The sequence below is a fragment of the Luteimonas salinisoli genome (assembly GCF_013425525.1).
Lineage (GTDB): Bacteria > Pseudomonadota > Gammaproteobacteria > Xanthomonadales > Xanthomonadaceae > Luteimonas > Luteimonas salinisoli.
Genome location: NZ_JACCKA010000012.1, coordinates 1 through 14069, shown reverse-complemented (window position 1 = coordinate 14069; position 14069 = coordinate 1). Strand labels below are relative to the sequence as shown.

Sequence of the window (14069 nt, the reverse complement as noted above, 5' to 3'; positions counted from 1 at the left end):
CTATCTTGTGGGCGTCGGCGGCGTGCCGGTGCTGGACGCCACCCGCGACGACGCGGCGCGGCGCTTCGTCACCCTGGTCGACGAGCGATACGACAGCCAGGTCAATCTGGCCTCGACGCGATCGTGGCGGTCTGCCGCGGCGGCCCGGACAGCGGCCCGATCGGCCGGCTGGCGCCGCGCGCGCGCTTCCACGCGCTGACCGCCACGCGCAGCGCGGTGATCCAGATGTCGCCGGTGCATACCGGCCAGTGCGCCGGCGATCCGGCCGAGACCCTCCGCCACCTGATGCAGCGCATGGTGCTGCCGCTGGCGCCGGGCGGGGCCGCGGAGCCGGACTGGCCGCGACCGGCGCGCTAGACTCCCGGCTCACCGCCGGGCGCTGCCTCCTGCATGAATCCTTCTCGCTTCCAGGCGCAATTGCCGCCGTGGCTGCACGCCTGGCTCGGCGAGATCGCTCTCGCGATGCAGGTGGTCGCGATCCTGCTCGCCGCCTGGGTGCTGCGCTGGCTACTGGTGCGGATGGTGCGCCGGCTGTCGGCGCGCTACGACTTGCCGTTCGAAGTCTCGGTGGCGGCGCGACGGATCGTCGGGTTCCTGGTCGGCTTCGGTGCGCTGCTGCTGGTGCTCGAGCGGTTCGGCGTCTCCGGCGGCGTGCTGTGGACCGCCTTCACCGGCTTCGCCGCGGTCGCGGCGATCGCTTTTTTCGCCGCCTGGAGCGTGCTCACCAACGTCTTCTGCGCGCTGCTGCTGCTGATCCTGCGGCCGTTCCGGCTGCTCGACCACATCGAGCTGATCGAGAATGGCGAGCGCGCGGGCTTTCGCGGCCGTGTGGTCGACATGAACCTGGTCTTCGTGACCCTGGAGGAGAAGCACGAGGGCGGCGAGAGCCTGCTGCGCGTGCCCAACAGCCTGTTCTTCCAGCGCGCGACCCGGCGCTGGCGCGGCGAGCCGGTCCCGGTGGCGCTGCCACCGCGGCGCCGCGACGACGGCGACAATGGATCCGTCGGCGGCACCGGCGGCGGTGCCGCGTCGCAGTTCCCCTAGGGCCTGTTAACGCTTCTGCCGCACCGGTCGCCACCGACCCAATATTTCGCGTTGACGGGACATGCCGGCCCCACTATCTTGTGGCCGTCGGTTCCGGCGGCGGCTATCCGCCGGATGAAAAGGGAAGCCGGTGACGCCCCGTCCAGCCTGGATGGCGGCCAGTCCGGCACTGCCCCGCAGCGGTAATCGGGAACGACCCCGCCACACAGCACTGAGGCCGTAGCCTCGGGAAGCGGCGGATCAGGTGAAGGCTCGTGCCTTCGTGCCCGTGAGTCCGAAGACCTGCCGACGGCCGCGCGAAGCACGACGCGCGGTGCCGGCTGCGGAATCTCCGGGGGGAGATGGCTGGCGAAGCGGACGCGCCCGACCGTTCCTCCGGGAGCTCGTCGCGGGTCCTGCGACGCCGCTTTCCCATCCTGCGAAGAGACCGCTCGCCCGCGGGGGCGAGGCCGCGACGACGTCCGCGCCGTCGTGCCTCGCTCCCGTGCCGCCTGCGCGGGCAGGCGGCTGTGCGTCATGCAGGAGTCCATCCGTGTCCCAGACCGAAGCCGTCGCCGCCGGCGACACCCCCGCCATCGCGCAGGATCCATCGTTCCTGCTCACCCCGCCGCCCACCGCCACCGCGATGCGCGTGACCAAGCGCAACGGCAGCCGCGAGGCGGTCGACCTCAACAAGATCGTGCGCGCGGTGCAGCGCTGCTGCGAGGGCCTGCACGCGATCGACCCGATGCGCGTGGCCACGCGCACCATCTCCGGACTGTACGACGGCGCCAGCACCCGCGAGCTCGACGAGCTGTCGATCCGCACCGCCGCGCTGTTGACCGCCGAGGAGCCGGAGTACAGCCGCCTGGCCGCGCGCCTGCTGGCCAACGTGATCGGCAAGGAGGTGATGGGCCAGGAGATCCACGCGTTCTCGCAATCGGTGGCGCGCGGCCACGAGCTGGGGCTGATCAACGATCGCCTGCTCGATTTCGTGCAGACCAACGCGCGCAAGCTCAACGACGCGATCGACCCGGCCCTGGACATGGGCTTCGACTACTTCGGCCTGCGCACCCTGTACGACCGCTACCTGCTGCGCCATCCGCACGCGCGCAAGGTGATCGAAACCCCGCAGCAGTTCTTCATGCGCATCGCCTGCGCGCTGAGCGAGGACGTGCCCGAGGCCCTGGCGCTGTACCGGCGCATGGGCCAGCTGGAGTACCTGCCGAGCTCGCCGACGCTGTTCAATTCCGGCACCACCCATGAGCAGCTGTCGAGCTGCTTCCTGCTCGATTCGCCCCGGGACACCCTGGAGTCGATCTACCAGCGCTACGGCGACATCGCCCAGCTGTCCAAGTTCAGCGGCGGCATCGGCGTGTCGTTCACCCGGGTGCGCTCGCGCGGCTCGCTGATCCGCTCCACCAACGGCCATTCCAACGGCATCGTGCCATGGCTGAAGACCCTGGATTCGTCGGTCTCGGCGGTCAACCAGGGCGGGAAGCGCAAGGGCGCGGCCTGCGTCTACCTGGAACCCTGGCATGCCGACGTCGAGGAGTTCCTGGAGCTGCGCGACAACACCGGCGACGACGCGCGCCGCACCCACAACCTCAACCTGGCCAACTGGATCCCGGATCTTTTCATGCAGCGCGTCGAGGCCGACGCCGAATGGTCGCTGTTCGATCCGCGGGTGGTGCCGGAGTTCGTCGATCTGTACGGCGAGGCCTTCGAGCGCGCCTACCTGCAGGCCGAGCAGCAGGGCAAGGCGGTGCGCACGGTGCGTGCGCGCGAACTCTATGCGCGGATGATGCGCACCCTGGCGCAAACCGGCAACGGCTGGATGACCTTCAAGGACACCTGCAACCGCGCCGGCAACCAGACCGCCAAACGCGGCAACGTGATCCACCTGTCGAACCTGTGCACCGAGATCCTCGAGGTCACCTCGGCCGAAGAGACCGCGGTGTGCAACCTCGGCTCGATCAACCTGGCGCGGCATTTCGACGAGGACGGCCGGTTCGACTTCGACCGGCTGGCCGAGACCGTGCGGCTGGCGGTGCGCCAGCTCGACCGGGTGATCGACCTCAACTACTACCCGATCGAATCGGCGCGCCGCGGCAACCTGCGCTGGCGCCCGGTGGGGCTGGGCTGCATGGGCCTGCAGGACGTGTTCTTCCGCCTGCGCCTGCCGTTCGACAGCGAGGCGGCACGCGCGCTGTCGGCGCGAATCGCCGAGGAGATCTATTTCCACGCCCTGGATACCTCCTGCGAGCTGGCGCTCGAGCGCGGCCGGCATCCGTCGTTCGCCGACACCCGCGCCGCCACCGGCGCGCTGCAGTTCGACGCCTGGGGGGTGGCGCCGGACGACCCCGCGCGCTGGGATGCGCTGCGTGCGCGCATCGCCGAGCACGGCCTGCGCAACTCGCTGCTGATCGCGATTGCGCCGACCGCCACCATCGCCTCGATCGCCGGCTGCTACGAGTGCATCGAGCCGCAGGTGAGCAACCTGTTCAAGCGCGAAACCCTGTCCGGGGACTTCCTGCAGGTCAACCGCTACCTGGTCGCCGAGCTGAAGAAGCTCGGGCTGTGGACGCCGGAGATGCGCGACGCGATCAAGCAGGCCGAGGGCTCGATCCAGGGCATCGCCGAGATCCCCGAAGTGCTGCGCGCGATCTACCGCACCGCCTGGGAGCTGCCGATGCGCGCGCTGATCGACATGGCCGCCGAGCGCGGCGCCTTCATCGACCAGAGCCAGTCGCTCAACCTGTTCATGGAGAATCCGCGCATCGGCGCGCTGTCGTCGATGTACATGCACGCCTGGAAGCGCGGCATCAAGACCACCTACTACCTGCGCTCGCGGCCGGCCACCCGGATCGCCAAGGCCACCGTCGACACGGCCGTTCCGGAGCAGGCGGTAGCCTGCTCGCTGGAGAACCCCGAGTCCTGCGAGGCCTGCCAGTGAGGCCGCAGCGGAGGCCGCGATGCAGCGCTACGCCAACCTCAGCGGCGACTCCGGCGTGGTGGCCTATGCCTTCACGCCGGAGTCGATCCTGGTGAAGTTCCGCGGCTCCGAACGCGTCTACGAGTACAGCCACGCCAGCGCGGGGCGCACCAACGTCGCGCGCATGAAGCGCCTGGCCGAATCCGGCCGCGGCCTGTCCACTTTCATCAGCCGCCACGTCGCCGACCGCTACGTGCGCTGACCGGATCGACCCGATCCGGTCGGGCTGACAGCCCAAGGAAATCCCGATGTCCAATCCACCTTCCGGCACCCGCCGGCAGCTCCTGCTCGACCCCGGCTTCGAACTGACCCTGCGGCCGATGCGCTACCCGCAGTTCTACGAGATGTACCGCAACGCCATCCGCAACACCTGGACCGTGGAGGAGGTGGACTTCTCGCTCGATACCCGGGACCTGGCGCACAAGGTCGGCCCCGCGGAGCGGCATTTGATCGAGCGGCTGGTGGCGTTCTTCGCCACCGGCGACTCGATCGTCTCCAACAACCTGGTGCTCAACCTCTACCAGCACATCAACGCGCCGGAGGCGCGCATGTACCTGTCGCGGCAGCTCTACGAAGAGGCGCTGCACGTGCAGTTCTACCTCACCCTGCTCGACACCTACCTGCCCGACCCGGAGGCGCGCGCCAAGGCCTTCGCCGCCACCGAGAACATTCCCTCGATCCGCCGCAAGGCCGAGTTCTGCTTCAAGTGGATCGACTCGATCCAGGAGCTCGACCGCATCGAGACCGCGGATCAGCGGCGCCGGTTCCTGCTCAACCTGGTGTGCTTCGCCGCCTGCATCGAGGGGCTGTTCTTCTTCGGCGCGTTCGCCTACGTGTACTACCTGCGCTCGCGCGGGCTGCTCAACGGCCTGGCCGCCGGCACCAACTGGGTGTTCCGCGACGAGAGCTGCCACATGGCCTTCGCGTTCGAGGTGATCCGCACCGCGCGCGAGGAGGAGCCCGACCTGGTGGACGACGACTTCCGCCGCCAGGTGGTGGAGATGCTGTGCGAGGCGGTGGACTGCGAGGTGGCCTTCGCCGAGGACACCCTGTCGGGAGGCGTCGCCGGGCTGTCGATCCGCGACATGCGCGAGTACCTGCAGTACTGCGCCGACCAGCGCCTGGCCCAGCTGGGCTTCGCCAAACACTTCGGCGCGCGCAACCCGTTCGGCTTCATGGACCTGCAGGACGTGCAGGAGCTGACCAACTTCTTCGAGCGGCGGGTGTCGGCCTACCAGGTCGGCGTGCAGGGCGAGGTGGCGTTCGACGAGGCGTTCTGAGCGGATCCGACACCGGGCGGTGCGCCGCCGCAGCTGCGCTGCGCCGCCCGGCGCCCTGGCGCGGCTATCGCGCCGCGTTGGCGTTCATCGTCGCGTTGCGTCCGGCGTCCAGGTACTGCGCCGGATCGCGCATTCCTGTGGTGTGGCATTGCCCGGTGGCGTGGCCGCGATTGATCGCTCCTGGCAGCTGCCCGGACGCACGCTCCACGGTTCCGTCCTCGGGGTCGTCGAGCACCAGGTCCGAGGCCATGTGGCAATAGTCCCAGCGGTACCAGGCGGTCGAGAACGAGGTGGTGTGATAGTTCACCTGGGCCCGCGCCCAGCCCGGCACCCCGGCCAGCCAGGCGGAGGCGCCGCTGTAGGTCATGTTGCTGTTCGAACCGCAGGCCACCCCGAACCAGGAACCGATCGTGGCGATGATCCCCGACAGGTTGGTGCCCTGGTAGGGCGTGCCCACCGACTGCATCAGCCGCGCCCCGCTGGCGTTGTCCAGCCCGCTCCAGTAGTAGGCGTACAGGTGCAGCGCCGCGGCGCCGCCCTGGCTGTGCGCCACCGTGCCGAACGAATCCCAGCCGGCGCCGAACGCGCCGAGCAGCTGCGCGAACTGATCGTGGCTGCGGTTCTGGTGCGCGTCGATGAAGGACGATGCGCTGGCGAACTGCTGCTCCGGCCACACGCCGGCCGAGCAATAGCCATGGACCAGGAGCAGCCGGCCGCCGTTGGCCTTGTCGTCGGCGACCCGCAGCGTTGCGGGGCGCGGCCCCATGCGCATGGTGTCGTCGATGGCGACGGCCGCGGCCGACTTCGCCGGCGGCAGCGACGGCAGCGCCAGGGGCATCCGCGCCGCGGCCGCCAGCGGGACGAAGTGGTCGGGATCCTCGATGCGCAGCGCGCGCAGTTCGAACGGCGGCAGCGCCCCGGCGCGCTGCACCCAGCGCGCGTCCAGGCCGATCGGCAGGCGCCCGCCCTCGGGCGCGACCATGCCGCCGACCCAGGCGACCGGCACGGGATTGCCGGCGTCGTCGCTGCCCCAGACCTCGCCCGTGACCCGGTAGCGGGACGGGGCGCCCCTGTCGAGCGCCACCGGCACCGCGATCGACAGCCTGCCCGGCTCCGCCGCCGTGGCGACGGCGCGGTCGTCGGCGATCCGCAGCCCCCGCTCGAGCACCGGCAGGACGTGTTCGGCGCTGCGCAGCACCGGGTTGCCGCGATCGTCGCGGCCGCGGATCGTGACCTGGGCGATCCAGGTGCCGGGGCGGTCGGGAACGAAGGCGCCGGCATACAGGCCGTCGCCTGCCGCGCCGTCCGCGCCGCGGCCGTCGTCGGCCATCGGCCAGGTGCGTGCCGCGCCGTCGGGGTCGATCACCCGCAGCGAGGCCTCGACGATCGCACCGGCGTCGTGGCCGCTGCGCGCCCGGTCGCCGTCTTCCGAGGTCAGCAGCGCGGTCAGGCCGATGCGCTCGCCGACCAGCTGGCGGCGATGGCTCTGCCAGGACGCCAGCCGGGTGCGGGCATCGCCCTCGACCAACACATAGCCGCGCCGTTCGGCGTCGCCCGGCGCGGCGCGCAGCTGCAGGGTCCATTCGCCGCCTTCCAGGCCCTCGAACTCGTAGCGCCGCGCCGGCCGGCCGGCAGCCTCGATCCCGAGCCAGGACCGGCCGGCGCGGCCGGAGGGCGCCTGCCGCGCCGGCACGCCCGCGCGCGCGTCCTGCTGCAGCTCCAGCTGCCATCGGCCGGCGCCGCCGAACACCAGCAGGCGCGCCTGCGCGCCCTCCACCGGCAGGCGGCCGCGCCAGAGGTCGGACTCGCCGAATTCCACCGGCAGCAGCGCGCTCTTCGACAGGATCGCGGCATCGGCCGGATCCGGCGCGCGCACCGCCGCGAATTCCTCCGGGGGACCGGACAGCTGCTTGGGCACCAGCCCGCCGGGCTGCGCCCAGGCGACCGGAACCGCGAGACAGGCGATGGACAACAGTGCAGCGCGTGCATGCATGGCCATGCGTGGGCCCTCCCCGGAATGGATGACGCGACGGCGGCGAGGGCTGCATGCGCCGGCAGCGCCGGTTTCCATGGCCTTCGAGGCCCCGCGCACCGATTCTGGTCCTGCGGCGCGCCGCGTTCTGCGACCGGCTCGGCATTCCGGCCGATGGCCCCTGGGCGGACCGGTCGTTCGCGTCCGCGCCGGGGCTGGCAGCGATGAAGGCTGTCCCGCTGGAGGGAAATGGCGGCGCCGAATGGCGCCGCTCGGTCCGGAGGGCGAGCCTCGCGCATCGGCGGCGGCGGTCGGGTGGGAAGGCGGCCGCACTGCAGAGGCTGCGGCCTCCGCCGGGTCGGCTCCCGCACGTCCCGGGTTAGCATCGGCCTGTCCTTCCCGCCTGGAAACCGCCGATGCCCGTCCGCACCCGCCTTGCCGCCGCGCTGCTCGCGATCCCGCTGTTCTCCGCCGCCGCCGCGCAGGAGCCCGCCGCGGGCCCCGTCCGTCCCGAGGTCGCGGCCGCCGCGCAGTCGCTGCAGGACAAGGTGGTCGCCTGGCGCCGCGACATCCATCAGCACCCCGAACTCAGCAACCGCGAGACGCGCACTGCCGGCGTGGTTGCCGACCACCTGCGCGCCCTGGGGCTGGAGCCGAGGACCGGGATCGCCCACACCGGCGTCACCGCGGTGCTGAAGGGCGGCCGGCCCGGGCCGCGCATCGCCCTGCGCGCCGACATGGACGCGCTGCCGGTCACCGAACGGACCGGCCTGCCGTTCGCATCCACCGCCACCGATACCTATCGCGGCCAGAGCACCGGGGTGATGCACGCCTGCGGGCACGACGCCCATACCGCGATCCTGATGGGGGTGGCCGAAGCGCTGGCGGGAATGCGCGAGGAGCTGGCGGGCGAGATCCTGTTCGTATTCCAGCCGGCCGAGGAAGGTGCGCCCGAGGGCGAGGAGGGCGGCGCCTCGCTGATGCTCGAGGAGGGGGTGTTCCGCGACTTCGAACCCGAGGCGGTGTTCGGGCTGCACGTGTTCAGCACCCTCAATGCCGACCGGATCGGCGTACGCGCCGGGCCGACCATGGCCGCTTCGGACCGCTTCGGGCTCAAGGTGATCGGCCGGCAGACGCATGGCTCGCGACCCTGGGGCGGGGTCGACCCGATCGTCGCGGCGGCGCAGATTATCTCCCAGGCGCAGACCATCGTCAGCCGGCAGATGGACATCAGCAAGCAGCCGGTGGTGGTCACCTTCGGCGCGATCGAGGGCGGCATCCGCTACAACATCATCCCCGACGAGGTGGAACTGGTCGGCACCATCCGCACCTTCGACGAGGACATGCGCAAGGACGTGTTCGCGCGGCTGACCAGCATCGCCGAGCACGTCGCGGCGGCCAATGGCGCCACCATCGACGCGCAGATCCCGGCCGAGGAGGGCAACCCGGTCACCTTCAACGACGAGGCGCTGACCGAGCGCATGCGCCCCAGCCTGGCGGCCGCCGCCGGCCCCGGCAAGCTGGTCGAGATGCCGCTGATCATGGGCGCCGAGGATTTCTCGCTGTACGCGCGCGAGGTGCCGGGGCTGTTCTTCTTCGTCGGCGCCACGCCGGTGGGCGAGGATCCGGTGACCGCGCCGAGCAACCACTCGCCGCAGTTCGACGTCGACGAGGCGGCACTCGACCTCGGCCTGCGGGCGATGCTGCAGGTCGCGCTGGATTATCTGGAGGGCGGCAGCGAGGCCTCCGCGGCCAGGTAGTTCCCGGCGTCGCGGAAGCCGGCAGGCGGCGCTCGTGCCGTCGCGACGGGGCGAGTTCCGCTTCTTCGAACCGGCGGGGAATCGCGACTTCCCGGCCGGGGGCGTCGATGCCGTTGCTGTCGCATGGTGCCGATGCGGTGGCCGGCGTCGATAGAATGCGCGCATGGCTTCCGATCTCCCCCTGGGCCGCGACGTGGCCTACCCGCGCGCCTACGACCCCGCGCTGCTGTTCCCGATCGCGCGCAGCGCCGGGCGCGACGCGCTCGGCCTGGATCCCCGGGCGCTGCCGTTCGCAGGCCACGACCGCTGGCATGCCTACGAGCTGGCCTGGCTGGACGCGCGCGGCAAGCCGATGGTCGCCACCGCCACCTTCACGGTGCCGGCCGACTCGCCGCGGCTGGTCGAGTCGAAGTCGCTCAAGCTCTATCTCAACTCGCTCAACGCCAGCCGCTTCGAAGGCGCCGAGCAGGTCCGCGAGCTGATCGCCGCGGACCTGGCCGGCGCCGCCGGCGCCCCGGTCGAGGTGGCCTTCGGGCTGCCCGCGGCGGCCGACCCCGACCGGGACGACGCCGCCGCCATCGACGGCCTCGAGCTCGACGTCGACCACTACGGCCCGCCGCGGCCGCAATGGCTGGCCTGCGACGCGGACGCGATCGTCGCCGAAACGCTGCGCTCGGACCTGCTCAAGTCGAACTGCCCGGTGACCGGCCAGCCCGACTGGGCCGGCGTGCGCATCGCCTACCGCGGCCCGCGCATCGACCGGGGCGGGCTGCTGCGCTATCTGGTCTCGTTCCGCGACCATGCCGAGTTCCACGAGCAGTGCGTCGAACGCATCTTCACCGACCTCGCGGCGCGCTGCCGGCCGGAGTGGCTGTCGGTGGAGGCGCGCTATACCCGCCGCGGCGGCCTGGACATCAATCCCTGGCGGGCGACGCCCGGGCTCGCGCCGCCGCCGGCGCGGCGCGACCTGCGGCAATAGGCAGCCGCCGCCCCCGCGGGCAGCATCCGGCCTTAACGTTCCGCGTGGGAGGCTTGCCGCCACCCGACTGTGGAGCTCCACCGTGAACAGACCCCCCGACGGTCCCGACGACGACGGCCCCGGCAAGACCAGGCCCGACTTCTCCGCCGTCACCGGCAGCAGCGAGAGCACCGCCGCCGGCGATGCGGACCGCGCCGACTTCGGCAAGGTGCGATCCTCGGCCTCGTCCACCGCCGCGCGCAGCGGCGACCAGCGCTACGTGGTCGAGAAGGGCGACAACCTCTCGGCGATCTCGAAGAAGTTCTACGGCAGCGCCAACCACTGGCGCGAGATCTTCGAGGCCAACCGCGACCAGCTCGAGAATCCGGACCTGATCCACCCCGGCCAGACGCTGCGGATCCCGGACCGCGACGGGGACGCATCCGATCCCGCCTGAGGCACAGCGCAGCTCCCGCCCGCAGCAAGCCCGCCACCCGATCCGACAAGGAACCGCCATGAACCGCATCCGCCCCGCCCTGCTGATATCCGCGCTGCTGATCGGCAGCCTCGCGCTGGCCGCCTGCAAGCGCGACCCCGAGCCTGCGACCCCGGCCACGCCGCCAACCGCGCAGCCCGCCGAACCGGCCACCCCGCCGGCGCCGGAACGCCCGGTCGCCGCAGTGACCGTGACCGACGTGCAGCTCGGCACCGAGACCACGGCCGAACGCACCATCGCCGAGCCCGCCACCACGTTCTCCGCCGGCGACGACACCATCGTCGCTGCGGTCTCGACCACCGCCGCGGGCGGCGAGACCGCCCTCCCCAGCAGCGGCACCCTGACCGCGCGCTGGACCTTCCAGGACGGCCAGCTGGTCGACGAACGCAGCGAGCGGCTCGACTTCAGCGGCCAGGACGTCACCAATTTCCGCATCAGCAACCCGGAGGACTGGCCGCAGGGCCGCTATACCCTCGAGATCTCGCTCGACGGCGAGGTGGTGGAGACCCGCGAGTTCACCGTCGAATAACCGGTTCGCCGCCGCGAGGCGGGCAAGCACGGGCGCGGCGCAGGCCGCGCCCTTTTTTTGACCGGCAGCTGTCCCGGCAGCCGGACGAAGCGAGCGCTTGCTGGATTTTGGGGTTGTATCTCCGTATATTGTTGCCCTGTACCCAGGAGCCGCCCATGGCCATCACCGCACATGCCCTGCCGCAGATCCCGGACCTGGCCCGCGACGAGGCCCGCCGCGACCTCGCCCGCATCCTGGCGGCGCTGTTCGAGAAGTGGGCGCTGCCGACCGAGCAGCAGCTCGCCCTGCTCGGCATGAGCCCGGAAAGCCGCAAGGTGCTGGCGCAGTACCGGCGCGGCGAGCGCGCCCTGCCCAACAGCCGCGACACCCTCGACCGCGCCGGCTACCTGCTCGGCATCCACAAGGGCCTGCGCATGCTGTTCCCCGAGGATCCGGACCTGCGCTTCGGCTGGGTGCGGCGCCGCAATCGCATGCTCGAGGGGCGCGCCCCGCTCGAGGTCATGCTCGACGACGGCCTGGTGGGGCTGGCGCGGATCGCGCGCTTCGTCGACTTCCAGCGCGGCCAGTGATGCCGCTGTACGACCGGCTCACGGATTTCGACGGCCGGCTGCTGCGCAACATCACTTCCCTGCGGGTGGCGGAGGATCTGTTCGACGACCTGGTCGACGACGGCGCCGGCCGCGCCGCCGCGCTGGCGGCCGATCTGCGGATGCGGCCCGAGCGCACCGGCGTGGTCGAGCGCGGTCTGCACTACTCGCAGGCGATCGGCTATCCGTTCACCAGCGACGGTACCGTCGCCAGCCGCTACGGCGACGGCAGCATCCGGGTCTGGTACGGCGCACTGGACGAGGCCACCGGCGTGGCCGAGACCTGCTGGCACCAGTTGCGGCAACTGTCGGCGATCGAAGGCGTGACCAGGCCGGTGGCGCGTTACCGCGCGGTCTACGAGGTCCGCGCGCGCGGCCTGTTCCTGGAACTGCGCGGCAAGGAACACGAGCACCCGGAGCTGCTCGACGACGACTACGGCGCCACCCAGGCGATCGGCAAGCACGCCACCGCCCAGGGCCTGCCCGGCCTGCTGTATCCCTCGGCGCGCTGGCCCGACGGCAGCTGCCTGGCGGCATTCCGCGCCGAACCGCTGAGTCAGCCGCGGCTGCAGTACTACCTCACCTACCGCATCGACGTGGCCGCGCAGACGGTCACCGTGGAGCGCCGCCCGGGCGTGGTGGAGCGTCAGCTGCATCTGAGCGAGCTGCAGCGCAATCGCTGACCCGCGCGGCTCGCACGGCCCGGCCGCGGCGTGGGCCGGCAGCCGCGCACCCGTAGGAACGCGCCATGCGCGCGAAAGCCGACACTGCCGGCCGAGCCGGCTTTCGTCGCCAATCCTGCCGAAGCAGTCCACGCCCTCCTGACCGGCGGCTGCCCCGCACGCGCCGCTTCACCGTACGTGGAGGGCGGTGCTGGCACGGTGGCCAACCAGGGGGCGATCGCAATCGCGACCGCTGGCGACGCGGGTGCGCCGTGGATCACCCGCCACCACCGGAGGCTCCGATGACCCACCACACAGCCGAACACCGCAGCGACGAGATGAACCAGTGCATCGACAATTGCAGCACCTGCCATGCGGTGTGCCTGGAGACGATCAACTACTGTCTGGAAAAGGGCGGCAAGCACGCCGAAGCCGAGCACATCAACCTGATGTCGGTCTGCGCCGACATCTGCGCCACCAGTGCCGATGCCATGCTGCGCGGTGCGTCGGTGCATAGCGCCACCTGCGGCGCCTGCGCCGAGGTCTGCCGGAAGTGCGCGGAGGCCTGCGCCGCGATGGGCGACGACGCGGACATGCAGCGCTGCGCCGACGCGTGCCGACGCTGTGCCGACAGCTGCGGCAGGATGGCCAAGGCCGCGTAGCCGCCCTTCCCGCGGTAGCGAAGAAAGCCGGTCCACGCCGCGGCGCGCGCTCCGGTGACGGCGCCGTCGCGCGCCCGTGACCCGGTAGCCGGCAGCATCGCGGCAATGCCCAGACGCTCGCGCCGGCCGCGCTCCACCCCCTCCCGCTCCGCCCGCCCCCGGCCCGATGCCGACGGGCTGGTGCGCGTGCGCGGCGCACGCGAGCACAATCTCCGGAATGTCGACGTCGACATCCCGCGCGATGCGCTGGTGGTGTTCTCCGGCGTGTCGGGGTCGGGCAAGTCCTCGCTGGCGTTCGGCACCCTCTACGCCGAAGCGCAGCGCCGCTACCTGGAATCGGTGGCGCCGTATGCACGGCGGCTGATCGACCAGGCCGGCGTGCCCGACGTCGACGCCATCGACGGCCTGCCGCCGGCGGTGGCCCTGCAGCAGCAGCGAGGCAGCCCGAGCGTGCGCTCGTCGGTGGGCAGCGTGACCACGCTGTCGAGCCTGCTGCGGATGCTGTATTCGCGCGCCGGCACCTATCCACCGCGGCAGCCGATGCTGTTCGCCGAGGATTTCTCCCCCAATACGCCGCAGGGCGCCTGCCCCGAATGCCACGGCCTGGGCCACGTGTACGCGGTCACCGAACAGTCGATGGTGCCCGACCCGTCGCTGAGCATCCGCGAACGCGCCATCGCCGCCTGGCCGCCGGCCTGGCACGGCCAGAACCTGCGCGACATCCTGGTCACCCTCGGCTACGACGTCGACCGGCCGTGGCGCGAACTGCCGAAGCGGGACCGCGACTGGATCCTGTTCACCGACGAACAGCCGGTGGTGCCGGTGTACGCCGGGTTCACCCCCCGGGAAACCCGCGCGGCGCTGAGACGCAAGGAGGAGCCCAGCTATATGGGCACTTTCTCCAGTGCGCGCCGTTATGTGCTGCACACCTTCGCCACCACCCAGAGCGCGACGATGAAGCAGCGGGCGGCGCGCTACATGGTGGGCCGGGCGTGCCCACACTGCGACGGACGCCGGCTCAAGCGCGAGGCGCTGTCGGTGAGCTTCGCCGGCATGGACATCGGCACGCTCTCGCGGCTGCCGCTGGACCGCATCGCCAAGGCGCTGCGGCCCGCGGCCGAGGGGCGCTTCGCCGCTGCCGGCAG

14 protein-coding genes, 1 pseudogene and 1 riboswitch are annotated in these 14069 nt (G+C 71.6%); of the genes and pseudogenes, 14 read left to right on the top strand and 1 reads right to left on the bottom strand.

All coding sequences use genetic code 11. From position 1 onward, the window contains the following. Window positions 1–7 precede the first annotated feature (7 nt). The 6 genes from zapE to H0E84_RS01705 all read left to right on the top strand — a co-directional run bounded on the left by zapE (window position 8) and on the right by H0E84_RS01705 (window position 5298). Window positions 8–199 carry an AFG1/ZapE family ATPase gene (zapE, locus tag H0E84_RS20720; protein ID WP_345776251.1) on the top strand — a complete coding sequence of 64 codons (192 nt, stop codon included), beginning with the start codon at window positions 8–10 and terminating at the stop codon, window positions 197–199. Further along, window positions 121–357 (top strand): DUF3037 domain-containing protein, encoded by a 237-nt coding sequence (locus H0E84_RS20715; RefSeq protein WP_425600445.1) that lies wholly within the window; start codon window positions 121–123, stop codon window positions 355–357. Before zapE ends, H0E84_RS20715 begins: the two co-directional genes overlap by 79 nt. Before the next feature lie 33 nt (window positions 358–390). Then, a complete protein-coding gene (locus tag H0E84_RS01720) occupies window positions 391–1044 on the top strand; it encodes a mechanosensitive ion channel family protein (RefSeq protein WP_180676897.1) in 654 nt (217 codons plus the stop codon). 71 nt (window positions 1045–1115) lie between these two features. Then, window positions 1116–1348, top strand: a riboswitch (cobalamin riboswitch). Window positions 1349–1669: 321 nt separating this feature from the next. Further along, complete coding sequence (locus tag H0E84_RS01715) at window positions 1670–3979, top strand: ribonucleoside-diphosphate reductase subunit alpha (protein WP_180676922.1); 2310 nt, start codon at window positions 1670–1672, stop codon at window positions 3977–3979. A gap of 19 nt (window positions 3980–3998) precedes the next feature. Beyond that, window positions 3999–4220, top strand: coding sequence for a hypothetical protein (locus H0E84_RS01710; RefSeq protein WP_180676896.1), 222 nt, complete (start codon window positions 3999–4001; stop codon window positions 4218–4220). A gap of 46 nt (window positions 4221–4266) precedes the next feature. After that, on the top strand, window positions 4267–5298 hold the full coding sequence (locus tag H0E84_RS01705; RefSeq protein WP_180676895.1) for a ribonucleotide-diphosphate reductase subunit beta: 1032 nt from the start codon (window positions 4267–4269) through the stop codon (window positions 5296–5298). A 64-nt stretch (window positions 5299–5362) separates the two neighbouring features. Here the strand turns inward: H0E84_RS01705 and H0E84_RS01700 are convergent, their stop codons facing one another. Further along, window positions 5363–7297: a choice-of-anchor X domain-containing protein gene (locus H0E84_RS01700; RefSeq protein WP_425600444.1), complete on the bottom strand. Its 1935-nt coding sequence runs from the start codon at window positions 7295–7297 to the stop codon at window positions 5363–5365. Window positions 7298–7686: 389 nt separating this feature from the next. Here H0E84_RS01700 and H0E84_RS01695 point away from each other — a divergent pair, with 389 nt between their 5' ends. The 8 genes and pseudogenes from H0E84_RS01695 to H0E84_RS01660 form a co-directional block, all read left to right on the top strand. Continuing rightward, a complete protein-coding gene (locus tag H0E84_RS01695; protein ID WP_180676894.1) occupies window positions 7687–9030 on the top strand; it encodes an amidohydrolase in 1344 nt (447 codons plus the stop codon). Between the two features lie 163 nt (window positions 9031–9193). Continuing rightward, on the top strand, window positions 9194–10009 hold the full coding sequence (gene queF / locus H0E84_RS01690) for an NADPH-dependent 7-cyano-7-deazaguanine reductase QueF (RefSeq protein ID WP_180676893.1): 816 nt from the start codon (window positions 9194–9196) through the stop codon (window positions 10007–10009). A gap of 82 nt (window positions 10010–10091) precedes the next feature. Next, window positions 10092–10445, top strand: coding sequence for a LysM peptidoglycan-binding domain-containing protein (locus H0E84_RS01685; protein WP_345776249.1), 354 nt, complete (start codon window positions 10092–10094; stop codon window positions 10443–10445). A gap of 58 nt (window positions 10446–10503) precedes the next feature. Continuing rightward, complete coding sequence (locus H0E84_RS01680; RefSeq protein ID WP_180676892.1) at window positions 10504–11013, top strand: hypothetical protein; 510 nt, start codon at window positions 10504–10506, stop codon at window positions 11011–11013. A 155-nt stretch (window positions 11014–11168) separates the two neighbouring features. After that, a complete protein-coding gene (locus tag H0E84_RS01675; RefSeq protein ID WP_180676891.1) occupies window positions 11169–11582 on the top strand; it encodes an antitoxin Xre/MbcA/ParS toxin-binding domain-containing protein in 414 nt (137 codons plus the stop codon). Continuing rightward, a complete protein-coding gene (locus tag H0E84_RS01670; protein WP_180676890.1) occupies window positions 11582–12283 on the top strand; it encodes an RES family NAD+ phosphorylase in 702 nt (233 codons plus the stop codon). The genes H0E84_RS01675 and H0E84_RS01670 overlap by 1 nt, the downstream gene beginning before the upstream one ends. Before the next feature lie 281 nt (window positions 12284–12564). Then, window positions 12565–12924 carry a four-helix bundle copper-binding protein gene (locus H0E84_RS01665; RefSeq protein WP_180676889.1) on the top strand — a complete coding sequence of 120 codons (360 nt, stop codon included), beginning with the start codon at window positions 12565–12567 and terminating at the stop codon, window positions 12922–12924. A gap of 105 nt (window positions 12925–13029) precedes the next feature. Beyond that, window positions 13030–14069, top strand: a pseudogene (locus H0E84_RS01660) (excinuclease ABC subunit A); the annotation flags it as partial.

What these genes read in the sequence shown, in the direction of transcription:
- H0E84_RS01720 (WP_180676897.1), top strand. Translation starts at nt 391, where the DNA reads ATGAATCCTTCTCGCTTCCAGGCGCAATTGCCGCCGTGGCTGCACGCC.
- H0E84_RS01715 (WP_180676922.1), top strand. Translation starts at nt 1,670, where the DNA reads ATGCGCGTGACCAAGCGCAACGGCAGCCGCGAGGCGGTCGACCTCAAC.
- H0E84_RS01710 (WP_180676896.1), top strand. Translation starts at nt 3,999, where the DNA reads ATGCAGCGCTACGCCAACCTCAGCGGCGACTCCGGCGTGGTGGCCTAT.
- H0E84_RS01705 (WP_180676895.1), top strand. Translation starts at nt 4,267, where the DNA reads ATGTCCAATCCACCTTCCGGCACCCGCCGGCAGCTCCTGCTCGACCCC.
- H0E84_RS01700 (WP_425600444.1), bottom strand. Translation starts at nt 7,297, where the DNA reads ATGGCCATGCATGCACGCGCTGCACTGTTGTCCATCGCCTGTCTCGCG.
- H0E84_RS01695 (WP_180676894.1), top strand. Translation starts at nt 7,687, where the DNA reads ATGCCCGTCCGCACCCGCCTTGCCGCCGCGCTGCTCGCGATCCCGCTG.
- queF (WP_180676893.1), top strand. Translation starts at nt 9,194, where the DNA reads ATGGCTTCCGATCTCCCCCTGGGCCGCGACGTGGCCTACCCGCGCGCC.
- H0E84_RS01680 (WP_180676892.1), top strand. Translation starts at nt 10,504, where the DNA reads ATGAACCGCATCCGCCCCGCCCTGCTGATATCCGCGCTGCTGATCGGC.
- H0E84_RS01675 (WP_180676891.1), top strand. Translation starts at nt 11,169, where the DNA reads ATGGCCATCACCGCACATGCCCTGCCGCAGATCCCGGACCTGGCCCGC.
- H0E84_RS01670 (WP_180676890.1), top strand. Translation starts at nt 11,582, where the DNA reads ATGCCGCTGTACGACCGGCTCACGGATTTCGACGGCCGGCTGCTGCGC.
- H0E84_RS01665 (WP_180676889.1), top strand. Translation starts at nt 12,565, where the DNA reads ATGACCCACCACACAGCCGAACACCGCAGCGACGAGATGAACCAGTGC.